The organism is Nocardioides panzhihuensis, assembly GCF_013408335.1.
GTDB lineage: Bacteria > Actinomycetota > Actinomycetes > Propionibacteriales > Nocardioidaceae > Nocardioides > Nocardioides panzhihuensis.
Genome location: NZ_JACBZR010000001.1, coordinates 5,749,834 through 5,769,814, shown reverse-complemented (window position 1 = coordinate 5,769,814; position 19,981 = coordinate 5,749,834). Strand labels below are relative to the sequence as shown.

Genomic DNA, 19,981 nt, shown 5'->3' with positions numbered 1-19,981 from the left:
TCGTCTCGCCCTCCTAACCGGACTTGCTCGGGATGATCTGCAGGAAGATCGCGCTCATCACGAAGTTCACGATGAACAGCAACAGGAACGTGATGACGACCGACTGGTTCACGGCGTCACCCACGCCCTTGGGGCCGCCACCGGCGTTCATGCCCATGTACGACGCCACGATCGCCGCGATCAGACCGAACACGAGCGCTTTCGCGAGGCCCTGCCACAGGTCGGCCATCTGCGCGAGCGCGGTGAAGCTGGCCAGGTAGGCGCCGGGGGTGCCGCCCTGGATGATGACGTTGAAGACGTAGCCGCCCATGACGCCGACGATCGAGACCAAGCCGTTGAGGAAGACCGCGATCATCATGCAGGCGAGAACCCGCGGGACCACCAGACGCTGGATCGGGTCGATGCCCAGAACCATCATCGCGTCGAGCTCTTCACGGATCTTCCGGGCACCGAGGTCGGCGGCGATCGCCGAGCCACCGGCACCCGCGACCAGCAGGGCGGTCGCGATCGGGGCGGCCTGCTGGACGACCGCGAGGACCGCGGCCGACCCGACGAAGGACTGCGCGCCGAACTGGGCCACGAGGCCACCGACCTGCAACGCGATGACCGCACCGAAAGGGATGGCGACCAGCGCGGTCGGGACGATCGTCACCGACGCGATGAACCATGCCTGCTGGATGAACTCGCGGAACTGGAAGGGTCGCCGGAAAACGGCTCGCCCCACATCCAGCGCGAACGCGAAGAGCGAGCCAGCGGTCCCGATCGGCTTCAGGACCCTGGCGGCGGTCAGGGATGACATCAGTAAGGAGCCTCTGTTGGATCAGCTTTCACGCCGCCGGGGGCCATGGCCGCATCTGCCTGGAACGAGCCCGGAGGCGGGGTGACACCGTTCTCCCGGCACCAGGCGCCCGGCGGACGCTGGTACTTGCGCGGTATGCCGTTGGACGGCTCGAGCTGCATCGGGATCGGTGGGAGCGGCGGCAGACCCATGTCCTTCTCGGCGGCCAGCTCGTCGGCGTCCTTCTCCTCGGACATACCGATCGGGCCGATCGTCTGGGCGTTGAGGAACTGCCGCACGACGGGCTCCTCGGAGCTGAGGAGCATCTCGCGGGGCCCGTACATGGCCAGGTGCTTGTGGTAGAGCAGGCCGATGTTGTCCGGCACCGTACGCGTCGAGTTGATGTCGTGGGTCACGATCAGGAACGTCGCGTCGATCTGCGCGTTCAGGTCGATGAAGAGCTGGTTGATGAACGCCGTACGCACCGGGTCCAGGCCCGAGTCGGGCTCGTCGATCAGCAGGATCTCGGGGTCGAGGACCAGCGCACGCGCCAGACCGGCACGCTTGCGCATACCACCGGAGATCTCGCCGGGAAGCTTGTTCTCGGCACCGATGAGACCGACCAGGTCCATCTTCTCCATGACGATGTTGCGGATCTCGGACTCGCTCTTCTTCGTGTGTTCACGGAGTGGGAACGCGACGTTGTCGAAGAGGTCCATCGACCCGAACATGGCGCCGTCCTGGAACAGCACGCCGAACAGCTTGCGGACCTCGTAGAGGTCCCTCTCCGAGCAGCTGGCGATGTCGACGCCCTCGATGACCACAGAGCCCGTGTCGGGCTTGATCAGACCGATCAAGGTCTTGAGGAGCACCGACTTACCCGTGCCGGACGGACCCAGCATCACGCTGATCTCGCCCGCAGGCAGCGTCAGCGTGACGTCTTTCCAGATGAGCTGCTTACCAAAGCTCTTGGTCAGCCCTTCGATCTTTACGTCTACACCCATCCGGGCCGGCTCCCTTCCTGTTCGCGGGGGCCTCCCTCAAGTCCCCTACTGCCCAACTAACGGCAGAGTGTGACAGTGGTTACGCATTTCCCGCGACACGCGTCACACTTTTGTAAACCATAAGGCCTGCGAACGGTGACGGTGATCACCACCCGAGACGAAGTCCCCCGCCTACGCCCGACGATCGGATCGGCGACCGGTCAGAGCTGGCGTGTGTTCAAGATAACGAAACAAACCGCAGGGGGCTACTCCCGAGTAGCCCCCTGCGGTTCGATCGATCACAAAGCCGCGCTGCAGCTTGACCGACCTGTGGCGGAACTGTTTCCGCAATGTAGCAAGCCCGGGCCCGGCGGAATCCGCCGAACCCGGGCTGAGCTAGGGCCGAAGCCCTCAGATCACTTGACAGTGACGGTGGCGCCGGCGGCCTCGAGGGCCTCCTTCGCCTTGTCAGCGGTCTCCTTGTTGGCGGCCTCGAGGACAGCCTTGGGGGCGCCCTCGACGAGCTCCTTGGCCTCCTTCAGACCGAGGGAGGTCAGAGCGCGCACCTCCTTGATGACGTTGATCTTCTTGTCACCAGCGGCCTCGAGGATGACGTCGAACTCGTCCTTGGCCTCCTCAGCGGCAGCGGCCGGGGCGCCCGGGGCGCCGGCAGCGGCAACGGCGACCGGAGCGGCAGCGGTGACGCCGAAGGTCTCCTCGAACTCCTTCACGAACTCGGAGAGCTCGATGAGGGTGAGCTCCTTGAACGCGTCGAGCAGCTCTGCGGTGGTGAGCTTAGCCATGATGGCTTCCTTTCTTGGTGGCCCTCTGCGTTTTGGTTTGAGTACGCAGCAGGGCCGGGTTACAGGTGGTGGTTAGTTACGACCGGGGCGATTACGCCTCGGCCGGAGCCTCCTCGGCGGCGGCCGGCTCAGCGGCACCACCTGCGAGGATCGAGGGGTCCTCCGCGGCCTTGGCCTCGAGAGCGGCAGCGAGCTGCGCGGTCTTCGTAGGCAGGGCGTTGAAGGCGTAGAGCGCCTGCGACAGCGATGCGGTCATCGCGCCGGCAAGCTTGGCGAGCAGGACCTCGCGCGACTCGAGGTCGGCAAGCTTGCCCACCTCAGCAGCGTCGATGGCCTTGCCGTCCAGGTATCCACCCTTGATGACAAGGTTGGGGTTGGCCTTGGCAAAGTCACGCAGACCCTTGGCCGCCTCGACGACGTCACCCTGGATGAAGGCGATCGCGGTCGGGCCGGTCAGCAGGTCGTCGAAACCCTCGATGCCGCTCTGCTTGGCGGCGATCTTGGTCAGCGTGTTCTTGACCACGCCATAGTTGGCGTTCTCACCGAGCGAGCGGCGAAGAGTCTTCAGCTCGCCGACGGTGAGACCACGGTACTCGGTGAGCAGGGCGCCGCTCGAGGCGCTGAACTTCTCAGCGATCTCCGCGACGGCAGCCTGCCTTTCAGCCCGCGCCATGGGTCTCCTTCTTCCGGGAATCGATCCCCCCGGCGACGGGCCCGCGAATGACAAACGCCCCGAGCGCAGGCTCAGGGCGTGACGTACGATCTCGTCTTGCTCTTCACCTACGCGGGCCGTCCGCATCCTGCGGAACCTTCGATCAGGTGCATGCACACCTGACAACCGGCGGTCTCTGGTTTCAGACAACAATTATGCGTACGCCGCGGGGTGCCACCAAATCGGCGGGTTCGGTCGCCTGAGCACCGGTACGTTGGCGGCATGGAGAGCCACACCTTCGGCAGGATCGATCGCTCGGCGTCGGTCATCGGTCTCGGCACCTGGCAGCTCGGCGCCGACTGGGGCGAGGTCAGCGAGTCGGACGCCCTGGCCGTGCTCGAGGCGGCGGTGGGCGACGGGGTGACCTTCCTCGACACCGCAGACGTCTACGGCGACGGCCGGAGCGAGCAGGTGATCGGGCGGTTCCGCCGCTCGCACGAGGACGTCTTCGTCGCGACCAAGATGGGCCGTCGGGCGGAGCAGGTCCCCGCGAGCTACACGCTGAGCGCCTTCCGCGAGTGGCTGGATCGCTCCCGCACCAACCTCGGGGTCGACACGATCGACCTGGTGCAGCTGCACTGCCCGCCGACGGAGACCATCGAGTCCTCGGCCACCTACGACGCACTGGACACCCTGGTCTCCGAAGGCGTGATCGCGGCGTACGGCGTCAGCGTGGAGACCTGCGCCCAGGCCCTGGCGGCGATCGCGAGGCCCAACGTGGCCTCCGTCCAGATCATCCTGAACGCCTTCCGGCTCAAGCCGCTGGACCGCGTGCTCCCAGCAGCCGCGGAGGCCGGCGTCGGGATCATCGCGCGAGTGCCGCTGGCGTCGGGGCTGCTGTCGGGCCGCTACTCCGAGTCCACGACCTTCGCCGACGACGACCACCGCACCTACAACCGTCACGGCGAGGCCTTCGACGTCGGCGAGACCTTCTCCGGCGTCGACTTCACCACCGGCGTCAAGGCAGCCCAGGAGTTCACCGCGCTCGTCTCCGAGCACGGCCCCTCGGGCGCGACCCCGGCCCAGGTCGCGCTCGCCTGGGTCGCCCAGCAGCCCGGCGTCACCACCGTCATCCCCGGCGCCCGCAATCCGGCCCAGGCCCACGCCAACTCGGCCGCCGGCTCGCTCCCGCCGCTCTCCGAGGCGCTCCTCTCCGGCGTACGCGGGATCTACGACACCTACTTTCGCGAGGCCGTCCACTCCCGCTGGTGACCAACCCCAGCCGAGACGTCACGCCGGTCGGCCGAGGCGTCACTCCCGTCGGCCGAAGCGTCATCGAGTGACGTCTCGGCCGACGGGAGTGACGTCTCGGCAGGCGTAAAAATAGTGAGCATTGGTAAGGAATCCGGCAGAGTAAAGGGGTGACGACGGAGACGACGCCCGGGGACTTCCGGTTCCGAGACATCGCGGTGGTGGCGTACGCACCCTCGATCGTCAGTGCCATGGGGCACGGCGCGGTGATGCCTGTCCTGGCGCTGCGGGCCACTGATCTGGGCGCGGACGCATCCATGGCGGCGTTCGTGGTCGCGCTGCTCGGGATCGGTTCGCTGGCCACCTCGCTGCCCGCCGGCTCGCTGGTGGCGAGGATCGGCGAACGGCGTACGTTGATGGGCGCCGGGGCTCTCGACGCGGTCGCGATGACCGTCGCGTTCCTCAGCACGTCGGTCGCCGTGCTCGCCGTCGCGGTGTTCGTGAGCGGGATGAGCTGGACCGCGTTCCTGATCGCACGGCAGGGCTTCCTCATCGACGCGACCCCGCTGTCCCACCGGGCGCGGGCGATGTCGCTGCTGGGCGGTTCCTTCCGGATCGGGGTCTTCGTCGGACCGCTGTTCGGCGCCGGGCTCATCCACGTCTTCGGTCTCCACGTGGTCTTCCTGTTCGCGGCCGCGATGTCGCTGTGCTCGGCGGTGATCGGTGGCTGGATGCCCGAGCTCGGCCGGACCCGGTCCCGTGAGCACGGCCATCTGAGCGTACGCAGCGTGCTGTGGGCGTATCGCCGGACCTTCGCGACGCTCGGCGTGGCCGTGGTGATCATCGGGATCTCGCGGTCGGTACGCATCGGCCTGCTCCCCCTGTGGGCCGACCACATCCATCTCGAGGCCTCGGTCGTCTCCCTCCTCTTCGCCGGCGCCGCGCTCGTGGACATCGCCCTCACCTTCCCCGGCGGCTGGCTGCTCGACCACAAGGGACGCCAGATCGTGGCGATCCCGGTGGTGCTCTCCGTCGGCATCGGCTGCCTGCTGCTGCCTCTCACCGACTCGGCGCTCACGCTGGGTGCCGTGATGGCGCTGATCGCGATCGGCAACGGCCTCGGGTCGGGGATCGTGATGACGCTCGGCGCCGATGCCGCGCCGGCCGACGGTCGAGCGCAGTTCCTCGGCGGCTGGCGGCTGTGCGGCGACATCGGCGGCACCGGCGGGCCGCTGCTGGTCTCCGGCCTGGCCGCGGTCTTCTCGATCGCCGCCGCGCCGGTCGCCCTCGGGATCTTCTCGCTCGTCGGGGCGGTCTGGGTCGGCCACTGGACCGGCCGTGCCGACCGGCTGCGGCTCACCGGGTGCTGACGGCTGGGCGACGGTTCGGGAGGGGCGGCGGCACTTTCCCGTATGCGGGGAAATGACGCAACCCAAGCACCTCCACCGCCGCCACTTCAGTGCACCAGCGGGAAAGTGACGCCAGGGCCGACCGGTCGGCCTAGGGGACGATCGCGCGGGTCAGGGCCTCGTCGAGAGCGGCGGAGTCGCCAGTGACCGTCAGGTCGGCGGAGCTCGGGGACACGCGGCCCCACAGCAGGAGGGCCAGGTCCCGGGCGGACCCGGAGACGTACACCTTCTGCACCGCGTTCAGAACCCCGATCGCCCAGGTGTGGCCGGTGTCGGTGGCGGTGAGCTCGATGCGGGTCACGATCTTCCGCGCGCGCTTCAACGCGATCTGCCGCGGGTACATCACGGTCAGCACCTCGTCGACGGAATCGGCCCAGAGCTCCGGGGTCGCCTCGGGCGTCGGTAGACCGAGCGCCGAGCGGATGTCCCAGAGATGGACCAGGGTCTCGTGCACCTGACGTCGGAACCAGAACGAGACCGGCCCACGACCGTCCTCGGTCAGCCCGTTCAGGATCCGGCCGGTCGCCTCCGGCCCCAGCCCGGAGAGCGTCTCGCGCAGCTCGGCGGCCTGTGCCTCGTAGGTCGCGACCAGGTCCAGCGGGACCGGTAGCGGCTCCGCATCCTCGTCGCGCGCCATCGCGGCCGCCCAGTGGTGCACCCCGGCCAGGTGGTCGGCGAGATCGCCGACGGACCAGTCGTCGCAGGACGGCACCGTCCGGTCCGGGTCGGCCTGCTTCAACGCGGCCGCGAACTCGGACTGCAGCTCTCCCAGGATCACGAAGTAGTCATCAGGCGTCGCCACGACGCAGACCCTACTGGCAACAGCGACCGGCCTCAGCGGCTTCTCGTCATCACCGCGGCAAGCCGCTGCTCCAGGCGGGCCAGCTCGGCCGGATCGGTGATGAACGATCGCGGGATCGGCTCGCATGCCGTCAGGAGGTGGCCCGGCGAGCACGATGCGCGGCGGCCTTGATCCGGCTCTGGCAACGGGTGGAGCAGAATCGGCGACCGGCGTTCTTGGACGTGTCGACGAATACCCGGTCGCACGGGTCGGCTTGGCAGACGCCAAGGCGGCCGGCCAGGTCGGAGCCGATGGCCAGCGCCAGACCGGCGGCGATGCCCGCGCCCCAGCCGACCACGAGCCCGGGATCGCGTCCGTGGAAGTGGAGCGCCCAACCTCCCCCGCGCGCCCGGTCGAGCTGCGGGACCGAACCCATCTCCCGCATGAGCGCGTTGACCTGGGTCGCTGCGGTGTCCAGGTCGCCGTTCGCCGCAGCCTCGAACACCACGCGGAGCGATCCAGCCAGCGCGACCATCCCGTCAGCCGCACCGTCGTCGACCTGCGGCTCGTAGTCAGGACGGGTCAACAGGCTCTGTACGACCCCGGCGCGCTGCCCGCGCGGCGGCGGCTCGACGGCGTGGGTGCCGTCGTGACCGGCCGTCAGGGCGTTGACGAGCTTGCACGCTTGCTCCGTCACCGTGTGCACATGACTGTCAAAATGTATTTGACCAGTCACCACGCCTGGATCTACGGTCTCCCTCATGACCGTCATTCAACCATTGACCAGTCACGAACGCACGCGCTGGCCGCGGTCTCTTGTCGCACTGGTCATCGCCCGAGCGGTCAACCGGCTGGGGTCGTTCGCAATGGCGTTCCTGGCCGTCACCCTGGTCGAAGTCCACGGCGCCTCGCTCACGACCGCAGGAGCCGTGGTGGCCGCCTTCGGTCTCGCGACCATTCCGTCCCGGCTCCTCGGTGGCTGGCTGGCCGACACCGTGGGCCGACGACCGACGATCGTCGCAGGACTGGTCGCCTGCGCTGCGGCTCAGCTGGTCATCGCCGCCTCCCCTGGAGTCATCGGCGCGCTCGTCGGCGCGACGCTGCTCGGGCTGGCCTATGAGATCTACGAGCCCGCCTCTCAGGCGCTGATCGCAGAGTGCGTCGAGCCAGAGCGGCGGCCGCAGGCGTACGGGCTCTACGGCGCGGCGATGGCGGTGGCCGGCGTCGGAGCGGGTGCGCTGGCGGCGATCGTCGGCGGCGTCGACCTCCGACTTCTCTTCGTCGCCGACGCCCTCACCTGCCTGTGTGCAGCGGCGCTGGTCCTCGCGCTCGTACGCGACACCAGCACGCCACGCTCGTCCCAGGACAGGTCCGGCCCAAGCCCCTGGCGTGACCGCCGGCTCCTGACGATGCTCGCCCTCGGCACCGGCTTCGCGACCGCATGGATCCTGAGCACGGTCGCCCTCCCCCTCACCGTCTCCGCTCGCGGACACGACGCCGCAGCCACCGGGTGGCTGCTCCTGGTCGCCGCGCTGGTCACGATCGCCGGCCAACGCCTGCTCCGCAGCGCCGCCGGGCGGCCGTTCCCGCTGATGCGCGCGGGACTGGTCCTGATGGCGGTCGGCTTCGCCGTGATCGCGTACGCGGCGCCGTTCCCGCTGCTGGCCCTCGGCTGCGCGATCGTCGCCCTCGGCGAGGTGCTCCTGCTCGGCCCACCGATCGCCCTGGTGGCCGGTCTGGCGACCGACGTCACGAGAGCGGGCTACCTGGCGGCGTACGGAACCTGTTGGGGCATCGCACAGACGATCGGGCCGATGCTCGCGACCGGTCTGATGTCTCTCGGGCAACCGATCGTCTGGCTCGCGGGCGCGGGCCTCTGCCTCGTTCTCGCGGCGATCACTGCCGCCGTCGCCCGCGTCTGTTCACCGGGGCCATGTCCTGAGCCTCGGTGAACATCCAGCCTCAGAGCACGCGGGCCAAAAACTCCTGGGTGCGCTCGTGCTGCGGGTTGCCGAGGACGTGGGCGGGTAGGCCTTCCTCGACGATGACGCCACCGTCCATGAAGACGACCTTGTCGGCCACCTCGCGGGCGAAGCTCATCTCGTGGGTGACGACCATCATGGTCATGCCCTCGGCGGCCAGGTCCTTCATGACGGCCAGGACATCCCCGACCAGCTCCGGGTCGAGCGCTGAGGTGGGCTCGTCGAAGAGCATCATGTCGGGGTTCATCGACAGCGCCCGCGCGATGGCGACGCGCTGCTGCTGACCGCCGGAGAGGTGAGCAGGATAGGCGTCGGCCTTGTCAGAGAGGCCGACCTTCTCCAGGGTGGCCCGGGCGATCTCCAGCGACTCGGCCCTGCCGCGCTTGAGCACCTTCTCCTGCGCGACCGTCAGGTTGCGCAGCACGGTCATGTGCGGGAACAGGTTGAACTGCTGGAAGACCATCCCGATCCGGGCGCGCAGCCCGTCCACGTCGGCGTCCGGGTCGGTGATCTCCTCGCCGTCGACCAGGATCGTGCCGCTGGTCGGCTCCTCGAGGAGGTTCACGCAGCGCAGCAGCGTCGACTTCCCGGAGCCCGAGGGCCCGATCACGCAGACGACCTCGCCTCGCGCGATGTGGAAGTCGATGCCCTTGAGCACCTCGTTGTCACCGAAGTACTTGTGCAGGTCCTGTACGTCGATCACCGCTGCGCCGCGCTCGGCAGCCGGTGTCGTCTCGGTCTGGGTCATCAGCGGGCCTTCCCGGACTTGGCTTCCATGCGGCGTACGACGATCGAGAGCGGCACCGTGATCAGCAGGTAGCACAGCGCGATGGTGAGCATCGGGGTCAGGTTGGCGTTGGCATTCATGGCCTCACGCCCGAAGGCGGTGAGCTCGTATTCATCCAGCGACAGGCCAAGGATGTAGACCAGCGAGGAATCCTTGGTGAGCAGGATCAGCTCGTTGGTCAACGGCGGCAGGATGATGCGGAACGCCTGCGGGATCACGATCGTCACCATCGCCCGAGTGTGGGTCATGCCCAGCGTGCGCGCCGCTTCGTACTGCCCCTTCGGAACCGCCTGGATGCCCGCCCGGATCGTCTCGGCCATGTAGGCGCCGCCGACCAGACCAAGCGCCAGCGTGACGGTGAGGAGGTTGGAGAGATGGATCCCGAATGCCAGCGAGAGCCCGAGGTTGAGCACCAGGAAGACGACCAGGGCCGGCAGCCCGCGGAAGAGTTCGATGATGCCAGTCGAGATCCACCGGTACGGACCGACGCTGGAGAGCCGCATCAACGCGAGCACGAGACCCAGCGCCAGCCCGAAGGCGAACCCGCAGGCGGTGTAGAAGATCGTGTTCTTCAGCGCGATCAGGATGACATCGGGGAACAGCTGAGCCGCGATGTCCAGGTCGATGAACGCCCGCCTGATCTCACCCCAGTCAGCGACCAGCGCGAGGACGACGACCACCAGCACCAAGATGGCGTACTGGATGTAACGGACGAGCGCCGCGCGTTTGCGCGGCGACATCCGCTTCTTGGGAACCACTGCCGCGTCAGTCACTGCGCGGCAACCTCCCCGAACCACTTCTTGTAGACCTTGTCGTAGGCGGCCTTGTCGTTGATGCCCTTGTTGAGCGCCTCGAGCAGCTTGTCGTTGCCGCCCTTCTTGACCGTGAAGCCGTACGCCTCACCGGTCTGGAACTCGCTCGTGATCTCCATGTCCGTGTTGGCCTTGACGAAGTCGTAGAGCAGACCGTTGTCGTTGACGCCGGCGTCGGCCTTGCCGGACTTGACCGCCTGCATCATCAGCGCGGAGTCCTCGAGGGTGATGATCTTGGTGTCCTTCGGAGCGTTCTCCTTGACGTAGTCGGCCCCGGTGGTGGCCTCCTGGACCGCGACGGTCTTGCCGGCGAGGTCGTCGAGAGCGGCGTAGCCGGCACCCTTCTTGACCATCAGCGCCTGGGTCGCCTCGAAGTAGGGCTCGGTGAAGTCCATGACGTTCTCGCGCTCCTCGGTGATCGTCATCGCACCCGCGGCGACGTCACACTTACCGGAGTTGAGCGCCTCACCGGAGACGATGGTCTCCCAGCCGATGTTGACGATCTCGGTCTCGAGCTTCTCGGCATCGGCCGCGATCTTGAGCACGTCGATGTCGAAGCCGACGACCTCGCCGCCCTCGTTGAACTCGAACGGCTTGTAGGGCAGGTGGGTGCAGATGGTCAGGGTGTCGGCCTTGACCAGCTTCGCGCCCGACGGCGACGTGCCCCCCTCGTCGCCACCACCGCAGGCGGCGAGCGCCAGGGCGAGGGCGGGGACGGTCAGGGCAGCAGCGAGCTTCCGCAGATTCATGCGGGGCACTCTACGTGTCTTTGGTCACCAACTGCCCGGGACCCTCGCCTAGAGGAGCCATCGTGGCGAGATTGTGAGTCAGCCGATAACCCCTGCCCAGAAGGCGCAGTGGCTCGCCGCGGCGGTGTCGACCGGTCGGATTCCCGCCTTCCCCGGCGCCAGCTGAAGCACGTCGGAAGAGTCGCGGAAGGCCGGCCAGCGGGGAGCGCGCGGCGCGATCGGGCGCCCGTGATGGGCGAACGAGGTCCAGTAGGCGACCATCGTGTCCGACAGCTTCTGCTGCGGCTCGTCGAGCTCACCCAGCAGGCCTGGGAACAGGTAGGTCAGCTCCGTGGCGTGCTCGGCGCCCTCGTCATAGCCCGGCATGTCGATCAGCGGCGGCGCGCCCCGGTCGGCGAACTGGTAGGCGAAGACCGGCACCCCGGCTGCCTCGAGCTTCGCAAAGGCATCCTGGTGCGCGCAGGTGGACAGCCCACCAGCCGAGTCCGTTCGGATGGCCGCCAGCGCGTGCCGCGCCTCGTCGAAGGCGCTGGCCGGGTAGAGCTCGAGGACAGCATCGGCAGCAGCGCCGTAGGTGCTGCGTACGATCTGCTCGTACTGCTCGGTCGTGATCGGCCGCGGATACTCGAGCCCGACATAGAGCCGCATCTCGTCCAAGGTCGAGCCGTGCATCACCGGCATCCGGTTGAAGTGGCCGGAGTCGATGGCATCGGGATAGGTCCGCGGCAGCACCCGCGGGTCACCGACGACCGGACCGGCGTTGAGCCCCGCAGCACCGAAGGCCTCGACCAGGTCCTTGACCGGGGTCGCACGCAGACAGTCCGCGACATCGGCCGCGTCGCCGCAGCCCACCGCGGCGGCGAGCCGACGACCCTCGGCCTCCGCACCCGCGTCGCTCCGGGCCCCGGCCGCACAGCTCCCGCTCTGCGGGATGGCCTTGTGGAACAGTCCGGCTGCGGCCGGCGAGGCGATCTGGGCGCAGGTGTCGATCGACCCCGCCGACTCGCCGAAGACCGTCACGTTCCCCCGGTTGCCACCGAAGGCGGCGACGTTGCGCTGCACCCAGCGCAGCGCGGCCTGCTGGTCGAGCAGCCCGTAGTTGCCCGATTCGTACGCCCCGTCCAACCCGGCATGCGCGAGCCAGCCGATCGCGCCGAGACGGTAGTTGACGGTCACGACGACCACGTCACCCTCGACAGCGAGCTTGCTCGCGTCGTAGCCGGTGCTGGAGCCGGTGGTGTTTCCGCCGCCGTGGAACCACACCATCACCGGCAGCTTCCGCTTGCCCGGCCGGTTCGGGGCGAAGACGTTGAGGAACAGGCAGTCCTCCTCGAAGGTGGACTCGCCTCCGTACGCCGGAGCCAGCTGCGCGCACTGGCTGCCCGGTTCGGTGGCGTCCCGCACCCCGGTCCACGAAGCGGCCGGCGCCGGTGCGCGCCAGCGGAGCCGGTCGACCGGCGGGGCGGCGTACGGGATGCCCTTGAACGTCTGGAAGCCGTCGTGGGCGACGCCGCGCACCGCTCCCTTGTCGGTCACGACGACCGGGTCTTGGACCTCGGGTGGCGCCGCTGCCGCAGCAGACAGGCCTGTCGCAGCGAGGGCTGCGGCGAGGATCGGGACGAGAACACGAAGTCTGAGCACCGAGGTTCCTTTCGTCGACCTTCCGACCCTAGGGTCCCGGCACCCTCGTCCGGCAGTGACAGAGGAACAGAAAGAAGACGTACGCAGTGCACAAATGCATCGAGCGCCGCCGCCCGGTCTGGGCGACAGCGCTCGATGAGTGGTCGGAGAGACTCAGCTCTCGTCCTCACCCGCAACGTTCTTGATGCGGTTGGGGTCGACCTGGACACCGGGGCCCATGGTGGTCGAGACGGTGACCTTCTTCAGGTAGCGGCCCTTGGAGGAGGACGGCTTCAGACGAAGCACCTCCTCGAGAGCAGCGGCGTAGTTCTCAGCGAGCTGGGCCTCGGAGAAGGAGGCCTTGCCGATGATGAAGTGAAGGTTGGCGTGGCGGTCGACCCGGAAGTCGATCTTGCCGCCCTTGATGTCGGAGACGGCCTTGCCGGGGTCCGGGGTGACCGTGCCGGTCTTCGGGTTCGGCATGAGGCCACGGGGGCCGAGCACGCGGCCGAGGCGGCCGACCTTGCCCATCATGTCCGGGGTCGCGACGACGGCGTCGAAGTCGAGCCAGCCACCGGAGACCTTCTCGATGAGCTCGTCGCCACCGACGACGTCGGCGCCGGCCTCGCGGGCCGACTCGGCCTTGTCCGGAGCAGCAGCGAAGACGATGACGCGCATCGTCTTACCGGTGCCGTGGGGCAGGCTGACGGTGCCGCGCACCATCTGGTCGGCCTTACGGGGGTCGACACCGAGACGCATGACGACGTCAACGGTCTCGTCGAACTTCTTCTTGCTGGAGCCCTTGGCGATCTTGATCGCGGCCAGCGGGGCGTAGAGCTCGTCCTTGTCGAACGTCTCTTCCGCCGCGCGGTAGGTCTTGCTGCGCTGCATGATGATTCCTTAAGTGGTTAAGAGGAGATGTGGTTAGCGAGCCAGCGCGGCTCTCCCACGTTTCAGTCGGTGGTGACGCCCATGGAGCGGGCGGTGCCCTCGACGATCTTCATCGCGGCGTCGATGTCCTCCGCGTTGAGGTCGGGAAGCTTGGTGGTCGCGATCTCGCGCACCTGGTCCTTGGTCAGCTTGCCGACCTTGTCCTTGTGCGGGACGGACGAGCCCTTCTTCAGGCCCGCGGCCTTCTTGATCAGCTCAGCGGCCGGCGGGGTCTTCGTGATGAAGGTGAACGAGCGGTCCTCGTAGATGGTGATCTCGACGGGGATCACGTTGCCGCGCATCGCTTCGGTCTGGGCGTTGTACGCCTTGCAGAACTCCATGATGTTGACGCCGTGCGGACCGAGCGCGGTACCGACGGGCGGGGCCGGGGTCGCGGCACCGGCCTGCAGCTGCACCTTGACGAGCGCTGCGATCTTCTTCTTCGGAGGCATTCTTGAGATCTCTTCCTTCTCGTGGTCATGACGAAGCCGCTTGTACGTTCGGCCTCTGCCACCTGCTGTGTCGCTCTCGCAACTGGTCAATTGTCCGTGATCGAGGTCGGATCCACGAAATCAGCACGTCGGTTCACTGATCGGACCCCTGTTCATGACGGCAACGGCACGTCGCTGACATACTCCCCCCGGGATTTACAAAGGGAGCTCAATTGTTCAATCGACGTCGTCTGTCCATGTTCGCCGCACTCGTCCCGCTGACCGCGCTCTCAGCCGCCTGGACCGCTGCCGCCACCGGGACCGGGTTCGATCCCGACGAGCCCGTGAAGCTGCCCGGCGGGGAGACCATGGCGACCTCGATGATCGAGCAACCCGCGAGCGTGACCGAGCCCGCGCCGGCCCAGGGGGTTCGCAAGGGCGCCCGGACCGGGACGGTCGCCGTCGCGTTGGCGCAGGGCAGCGGCATCCCGATGACCGCGCTGGCCGCCTATCAGCGTGCGGCCGCCGTCGTCACCACCGCCGACCGGGCCTGCGCCCTCGACTGGACGCTGCTCGCGGGGGTCGGGATGGTCGAGTCCGACCACGGACGCCTGAAGAGCAGCCGACTCGACGACGCCGGCAAGGCCTCCCCCGCCATCTACGGCCCGGCGCTGACCACCCCAGCCGGCGACCCCGCGCCCGACACCGATGCCGGCGCGGTCGACAAGCTCGCCAGCGGCGATCGCCCCGTCGGGCCGATGCAGTTCATCCCCTCCACGTGGCCGCTGGTGGCCGTCGACGGAGACGGCGACGGCGTACGCGACCCGCAGGACATCGACGACGCCGCCCTCGCCGCCGCGGTCTACCTCTGCTCGGGCGAGGAGGATGTCTCGACCACCAAGGGGCAGCGGGCCGCCCTCGCGCGCTACAACCGCAGCGAGGCGTACGTCGCCACGGTCCTGAAGATCGCCAAGGGCTACTCCGACAGCCCCTACGGCAGTGACGACATCGAGCTCGCCGCCGGCCCCGCGCACGCCGGGCCGAGCCCGACCGCCGGCGGCCCGAAGGCGAAGAAGAACGCGGACGGAAAGCCGGGGAAGAAGCGGCCGGCCGACGCCAAGCCGAAACCGAACCCGACGTCTGGTGCCAAGCCAGACAAGAAGCCGAGCTCGAGCCCCTCGACCACACCCACCCCCAGCCCCACCCCGACCGACGACGGCAGCTGGGCCTCGATCCCCGAACGACGTGGGATCTGCGCCGCCGAGCTGGCCGCCCGCTTCCCCGACCTCGCGCCGGGCTGGGACACCAACCGCGCGATCGACGCCTGCGGCGCCCGACTGCTGGGTAGGACCGTCACCGAGACCAGGGCCGACGCTCCCGGAGTCGTCACCGACATCACCGGGTACGTCGAGTGGCTGATCGACACGCTCCCGTGAGCCGGCAGCGCCCCTACGAACCCACTTTGCGTTCCGGATAGGCTCGCAACAAGGCCACAGTCGTCCAGGTCATTCTCGACACTGGCATGGTGGCAGACCCGAGGCGGCGGCTCATGGCCACACCCGGCGCGGCTCGATCGGTCTCGGAGAACGAGGCTTGGTGGAAGTCAGCGGTGGTCTACCAGATCTACCCGCGAAGCTTCGCCGACTCCGACAACGACGGCATCGGCGATCTTCCGGGCATCGTGGACCAGCTGGACTATCTCCAGGAGCTGGGGATCGATGTGATCTGGCTGTCGCCGGTCTATCGCTCGCCCCAGCAGGACAACGGCTACGACGTCAGCGACTACCAGGACGTCGATCCCCTCTTCGGCACCCTGGAGGACCTCGACCGGCTGATCGCCGCGGTGCACGTACGGGGCATGAGGCTGATCATGGACCTCGTCGTCAACCACACCTCGGACCAGCACCCCTGGTTCCTCGCCTCGCGCGCCTCACGTGAGGCACCCACCTCCGACTGGTACTTCTGGCGGGACGCCCGGCCGGGGACCGTGGCAGGTGAGGCGGGGTCGGAGCCGAACAACTGGGGCGCGTCCTTCGGCGGCTCGGCCTGGGAGTGGGTGCCGGAGCGCGGCCAGTACTACCTGCACCTGTTCGCCCCGTCCCAACCGGATCTGAACTGGGACAACCCGGACACCCGCGAGGCGATCTTCGCCATGATGAACTGGTGGCTCGACCGCGGGATCGACGGCTTCCGGATGGACGTCATCAACTTCATCTCCAAGGATCCGGAGATGCCCGATGGGCCGCTCAACCGCGACGGCTACGGCGACGGGATGCCGTACTTCAGCTACGGGCCCAAGATCCACGCCTACCTGGCCGAGATGAAGCGCCGGGTCTTCGACCCACGGCCCGACACCTACCTCACCGTGGGCGAGATGCCGGGCGTGACTCCGGAGCAGGCCCGGGAATTCACCGACCGAGAGCACGGCCAGCTGGCCATGGTGTTCCAGTACGAGCACGTCTTCCTCGACGCCGACGGCGACAAGTGGACCCAGCGCCGGATGAGCATCAACGACCTGCGGGACACGCTCGCGAAGTGGCAGACCGCCCTCGGCGACTCCGGATGGAACAGCCTCTACTGGAACAACCACGACCAGCCCAGGGTCATCTCCCGCTACGGCAACGACACCACGTACTGGCGCGAGTCGGCCACCGCCCTGGCGACGGTGCTGCACCTGCACCGGGGCACGCCGTACGTCTATCAGGGCGAGGAGATCGGGATGACCAACGCCCCGTTCGCCGCGCTGGACGACTTCCGCGACATCGAGTCCCTCGACTACTACGCAAAAGCCGTCGGTACCCACCTCGAGGAACCCTCCGACGTGCTGGACACCCTGCGGCGCCGGAGCCGGGACAACTCGCGTACGCCGATGCAGTGGAGCGCCGTGCCTGGCGCCGGCTTCACCACCGGCAGTCCCTGGATCGGTGTCAATCCCAACCACAGCTGGTTGAACGTCGCCGCGCAGCGCGGGACGCCAGGCTCGATCTACGAGTACTACCGAGCGCTGATCGCCCTGCGGCACCGGCTGCCGGTCGTCGTGGACGGGAATTTCGTCGCCGTCCACACGGGTCGTGACCAGATCTATGCGTTCCGGCGCCACCTGGGCAACACGACTCTCACCGTCCATGCGAACCTGTCCGACCTGCCTGTCTCCTTCGACCGCGACGACCTGACGGCTCGTGATCTGGTGCTGACCAACTACACCCCGAGCCGGAGCGGCCCCGGCCGGCTGGAGCCCTGGGAAGTTCGCGTTCATGTGCTGTGAGGGCCCACCGGCTACGCTGGGGCCAAGACTGCAGGACACCTGTCGCCCGCCGCGGACACCGCGGGAGGCACACGGCAGCGGTGTCGGCAGCAATCCGCAGACAGTTGGCAGATGCCTTCGTACCGCGACGATCGTCAGAAGACACTCGGAAACATCTACTTCGTCTGGAACCCGCACGAGCCGCTGCCGGCCGGCACCGGGGGCACCGAGAACTACACGATCGGGCATGTTCGCGAGCTCAACCGCCGCGGCATCAAGGCCCATGTCGTCACCATCGGGGTCGGCCTGACGGACGGTCGTGACGAGTTCACCGACATCCCCTTCCTCGCGATGGCATCCGTCGCTGACGTCGGTGACCTGGACGGGGTCGTGATCTTCGTGGCCGAGTTCCCCGTCGTGGCCACCAGGCGACCGGCGTACCAGATGCTGCACGTGCCGCCGCCGGGCAGCGACGTCGACCGAGTGCGCATCGCCGCCACCATGCAGGACCGGTCGCTGATCGCGACCAGCCGGTTCGCCGCCGGCCTGTGGGCCGAGTTCCTCGACGTCGACGTCGACACGATCAGCATCGTCTACCCCTACGCCGAGCTCTGCTTCAGCACCGAGGTCCGCCCGCCCGCCGACGACGCCGAGATCCGCATCCTCTACGCGGGCCGGCTGAGCCCGGAGAAGGGGATCTACACGTTGTTGGCGATGCTGGACCTGGTCCCCGCCGGCCGGGACCGGTCCTTCACCTGCACGGCCACGACCGCAGGTGCCGACAAGCCGCACGGCCGCAACATCCAGCGCGTCCTCGAAGCCCATCCCAGGGTCCGGGTCGTCCCCCGTAGGACGACTCCGCGGTCAATGGCCACCCTCATGGCCCGGCACGACATCATCGTGATGCCCTCCAACAGCCAGTACTGGCACGAGACCTTCGGCATCGTCTCGATCGAGGCCCAGCACTCCGGCTGCCGCGTCGTCGCCTCCGACGACGGCGGTCTCCCCGAGACGGACTGCGGCTCGATCACCCTCGTCGCGCCGGACAACCCGGCCGCGCTGGCGCGAGGCATCCGCGACGCCACCGCCCTCGGCGCGGTCGACGAGCTCGTCAGGATCAACGCCTCCGCTCGGTTCACCGTCGATCACTCCGTCGACGGGCTCATCGATGTGCTTCTGACGCCATCGTCGATCACGCCAGCTGCCGTCGTACGGGACCTGGAAACTCTCGTTCTGCTGCCCGCTGCCGACGACCCGCAGGAGCGCTCGACGTTGCCGACGCCGGCCTGACCGCCGCACTGCTGTGAACGTACCCGTTTTCATGCATACTCACGGTGCGAGCACGGGACCGCGTGACGCCCGCGGCATCCGACTGGTAGCCAGGACGGACACCAGGCCAACGCGGCCGCTCCCGGTACGTCACCGACATCACCGGGTACGTCGCGTGGTTGATCGACACGCCGCCTTGATCGTGACCCACCCCGTCGGGCCGTGAGGGCCAGGGAGCGTGGCGAGGCCAACTCAGCGCCCGGCGAATATGAAACGATGCGATCTGTTCGCAGCAGTCACTCGAGGGGACCTCATGTCAGATCATCAGCGCTTGGACCAGATCGAGCCACCCGCCCAGTCGTCAGGAAAACCAGCCACTCGCCCGTTGACCATCAAACTGGCCGTCATCGGCATGTGGGTAGGCGCCCTGATGACCGCACTCAACGTCCTTGTTGCGTACGTCGAGACGATTGCAGCCAACCAGACCCTTTACGAGGACTACGGGGCCAACGAGGTCTTGATGGACCGCCTTGTACACACGGGCGTGTGGCTGGCCGTCGGCATTGCTGCTGCACTTGCATTCGTCGAGATCGTGCTGTGGGTCACGATGGCGCTGACGAACCTACACGGCTTCAAGTGGGCCAGGATTGTCGCGACAGTCCTCGGCATTCTCGGTTTCTTGATCTCCGCTGGCGGCCTCGCTACGTCGGTCATATACGACGCCGTGGTTGCCGTTTCCGTCATCCACGCCATTGTCACGCAGATTCTCTCGGTTGCCATCCTTGTCTTGCTTTGGCGTCCAGGATCCAGTGCTTACTATCAGGCGAGGACTCTTGACAGAGCTCAGCGAGTCACAAGTGAGGCGGCGTCGATACGCTAAGGCAGACGCCGCTTTGGTGCGGTGGCGACGCAACACCTTGCGGCTGCCTCAGAGCTCGGGTTTCTCCTTGAGGCCTTCTTGTGGATTCCTTGGACCGTCAGGCCCGCAGTCGGTCTTCGTCTGAGCGTGCTGCGCAGGATCATCGGGGTCAACACAAATGCCGAAGGTGCTGCCCACACTCATGTTTCGGCTCTGAATCGACGTGCTCCCATAGAATGTCTCGCCGCCGTAGGAGTACTCGTACACCACATTGTAGGCACTCCCAGTGTCCTGCAGCTCAAGAGCTTGGGCGCTGTGGAGTTTCGTGAGGTGGCTCGTGTCCGGCCCCTCACGAGTGAACAGAAACCACACCACACCAATGAAGATGGCGATCATCGCGATGAAGAACCCGGCCGCGGTCAGCACCCATTTCAATATTCAGTCCTCCTAATCGACGAGCCGCAGGCTCGATGCCATCTTTGAGGCTTGCTCACGCCCAAGATGCGTGTCCGGCACCGCAACGTGGAGGACATACACCTCGTCGCGCCTCGTCGCAACTAGGACAGCGTTGTGGATTGGAACCCCATCGCGGACGCCGTCGAGGTGTGCGATGAACGCTGCACGCGCCCCAGGAACAACAG

20 protein-coding genes are annotated in these 19,981 nt (G+C 67.6%); 7 read left to right on the top strand and 13 right to left on the bottom strand.

Features of this window, described 5'->3' with window-relative positions:
* Positions 1-13: 13 nt before the first annotated feature.
* From BJ988_RS27315 to rplJ, 4 genes are all read right to left on the bottom strand, one after another.
* Positions 14-799: an MlaE family ABC transporter permease gene (locus tag BJ988_RS27315; RefSeq protein WP_179660969.1), complete on the bottom strand. Its 786-nt coding sequence runs from the start codon at positions 797-799 to the stop codon at positions 14-16.
* Entirely contained in the window at positions 799-1,782 is a 984-nt protein-coding gene (locus BJ988_RS27310; protein ID WP_179660968.1) for an ABC transporter ATP-binding protein, read from the bottom strand. The genes BJ988_RS27315 and BJ988_RS27310 overlap by 1 nt, the downstream gene beginning before the upstream one ends.
* Before the next feature lie 395 nt (positions 1,783-2,177).
* A complete protein-coding gene (gene rplL, locus BJ988_RS27305; protein ID WP_179660967.1) occupies positions 2,178-2,564 on the bottom strand; it encodes a 50S ribosomal protein L7/L12 in 387 nt (128 codons plus the stop codon).
* A 91-nt stretch (positions 2,565-2,655) separates the two neighbouring features.
* Positions 2,656-3,237 carry a 50S ribosomal protein L10 gene (gene rplJ, locus BJ988_RS27300; RefSeq protein WP_179660966.1) on the bottom strand — a complete coding sequence of 194 codons (582 nt, stop codon included), beginning with the start codon at positions 3,235-3,237 and terminating at the stop codon, positions 2,656-2,658.
* Between the two features lie 261 nt (positions 3,238-3,498).
* On the opposite strand from rplJ, the gene BJ988_RS27295 reads away from it, so the two are divergent.
* Both BJ988_RS27295 and BJ988_RS27290 read left to right on the top strand, forming a co-directional pair.
* Positions 3,499-4,488 carry an aldo/keto reductase gene (locus BJ988_RS27295; protein ID WP_179660965.1) on the top strand — a complete coding sequence of 330 codons (990 nt, stop codon included), beginning with the start codon at positions 3,499-3,501 and terminating at the stop codon, positions 4,486-4,488.
* 149 nt (positions 4,489-4,637) lie between these two features.
* Complete coding sequence (locus BJ988_RS27290) at positions 4,638-5,837, top strand: MFS transporter (RefSeq protein WP_179660964.1); 1,200 nt, start codon at positions 4,638-4,640, stop codon at positions 5,835-5,837.
* A gap of 130 nt (positions 5,838-5,967) precedes the next feature.
* On the opposite strand, the gene BJ988_RS27285 is transcribed toward BJ988_RS27290, so the two are convergent.
* Positions 5,968-6,678: a maleylpyruvate isomerase family mycothiol-dependent enzyme gene (locus BJ988_RS27285; protein WP_218861137.1), complete on the bottom strand. Its 711-nt coding sequence runs from the start codon at positions 6,676-6,678 to the stop codon at positions 5,968-5,970.
* Between the two features lie 130 nt (positions 6,679-6,808).
* On the bottom strand, positions 6,809-7,354 hold the full coding sequence (locus tag BJ988_RS27280) for a CGNR zinc finger domain-containing protein (protein ID WP_343051809.1): 546 nt from the start codon (positions 7,352-7,354) through the stop codon (positions 6,809-6,811).
* Between the two features lie 64 nt (positions 7,355-7,418).
* On the opposite strand from BJ988_RS27280, the gene BJ988_RS27275 reads away from it, so the two are divergent.
* A complete protein-coding gene (locus tag BJ988_RS27275; protein WP_179660961.1) occupies positions 7,419-8,609 on the top strand; it encodes an MFS transporter in 1,191 nt (396 codons plus the stop codon).
* Positions 8,610-8,619: 10 nt separating this feature from the next.
* On the opposite strand, the gene BJ988_RS27270 is transcribed toward BJ988_RS27275, so the two are convergent.
* From BJ988_RS27270 to rplK, 6 genes are all read right to left on the bottom strand, one after another.
* The gene (locus BJ988_RS27270) at positions 8,620-9,390 is read right to left on the bottom strand and encodes an amino acid ABC transporter ATP-binding protein (protein ID WP_425490923.1); all 771 of its coding nucleotides are present in this window, start codon (positions 9,388-9,390) and stop codon (positions 8,620-8,622) included.
* On the bottom strand, positions 9,387-10,199 hold the full coding sequence (locus tag BJ988_RS27265) for an amino acid ABC transporter permease (protein ID WP_343051808.1): 813 nt from the start codon (positions 10,197-10,199) through the stop codon (positions 9,387-9,389). The genes BJ988_RS27270 and BJ988_RS27265 overlap by 4 nt, the downstream gene beginning before the upstream one ends.
* On the bottom strand, positions 10,196-10,987 hold the full coding sequence (locus tag BJ988_RS27260) for an ABC transporter substrate-binding protein (protein WP_179660960.1): 792 nt from the start codon (positions 10,985-10,987) through the stop codon (positions 10,196-10,198). Before BJ988_RS27260 ends, BJ988_RS27265 begins: the two co-directional genes overlap by 4 nt.
* Before the next feature lie 78 nt (positions 10,988-11,065).
* Positions 11,066-12,628 carry a carboxylesterase family protein gene (locus tag BJ988_RS27255; protein WP_218861133.1) on the bottom strand — a complete coding sequence of 521 codons (1,563 nt, stop codon included), beginning with the start codon at positions 12,626-12,628 and terminating at the stop codon, positions 11,066-11,068.
* Between the two features lie 153 nt (positions 12,629-12,781).
* On the bottom strand, positions 12,782-13,498 hold the full coding sequence (rplA, locus tag BJ988_RS27250) for a 50S ribosomal protein L1 (RefSeq protein WP_179660959.1): 717 nt from the start codon (positions 13,496-13,498) through the stop codon (positions 12,782-12,784).
* 62 nt (positions 13,499-13,560) lie between these two features.
* The gene (gene rplK, locus BJ988_RS27245; protein WP_141802520.1) at positions 13,561-13,989 is read right to left on the bottom strand and encodes a 50S ribosomal protein L11; all 429 of its coding nucleotides are present in this window, start codon (positions 13,987-13,989) and stop codon (positions 13,561-13,563) included.
* Positions 13,990-14,225: 236 nt separating this feature from the next.
* Here rplK and BJ988_RS31190 point away from each other — a divergent pair, with 236 nt between their 5' ends.
* The 4 genes from BJ988_RS31190 to BJ988_RS27225 all read left to right on the top strand — a co-directional run bounded on the left by BJ988_RS31190 (position 14,226) and on the right by BJ988_RS27225 (position 19,361).
* Positions 14,226-15,404, top strand: a complete 1,179-nt coding sequence (locus BJ988_RS31190; RefSeq protein WP_281365506.1) for a lytic transglycosylase domain-containing protein — start codon at positions 14,226-14,228, stop codon at positions 15,402-15,404.
* Between the two features lie 113 nt (positions 15,405-15,517).
* Positions 15,518-17,233: an alpha-glucosidase gene (locus BJ988_RS27235; RefSeq protein ID WP_179660958.1), complete on the top strand. Its 1,716-nt coding sequence runs from the start codon at positions 15,518-15,520 to the stop codon at positions 17,231-17,233.
* Between the two features lie 111 nt (positions 17,234-17,344).
* Positions 17,345-18,502 (top strand): glycosyltransferase family 4 protein, encoded by a 1,158-nt coding sequence (locus BJ988_RS27230; RefSeq protein ID WP_179660957.1) that lies wholly within the window; start codon positions 17,345-17,347, stop codon positions 18,500-18,502.
* A 310-nt stretch (positions 18,503-18,812) separates the two neighbouring features.
* Positions 18,813-19,361, top strand: coding sequence for a hypothetical protein (locus BJ988_RS27225; protein WP_179660956.1), 549 nt, complete (start codon positions 18,813-18,815; stop codon positions 19,359-19,361).
* Between the two features lie 48 nt (positions 19,362-19,409).
* Here BJ988_RS27225 and BJ988_RS27220 read toward each other — a convergent pair whose 3' ends face one another.
* Entirely contained in the window at positions 19,410-19,775 is a 366-nt protein-coding gene (locus tag BJ988_RS27220) for a hypothetical protein (protein WP_179660955.1), read from the bottom strand.
* Positions 19,776-19,981: the final 206 nt, after the last annotated feature.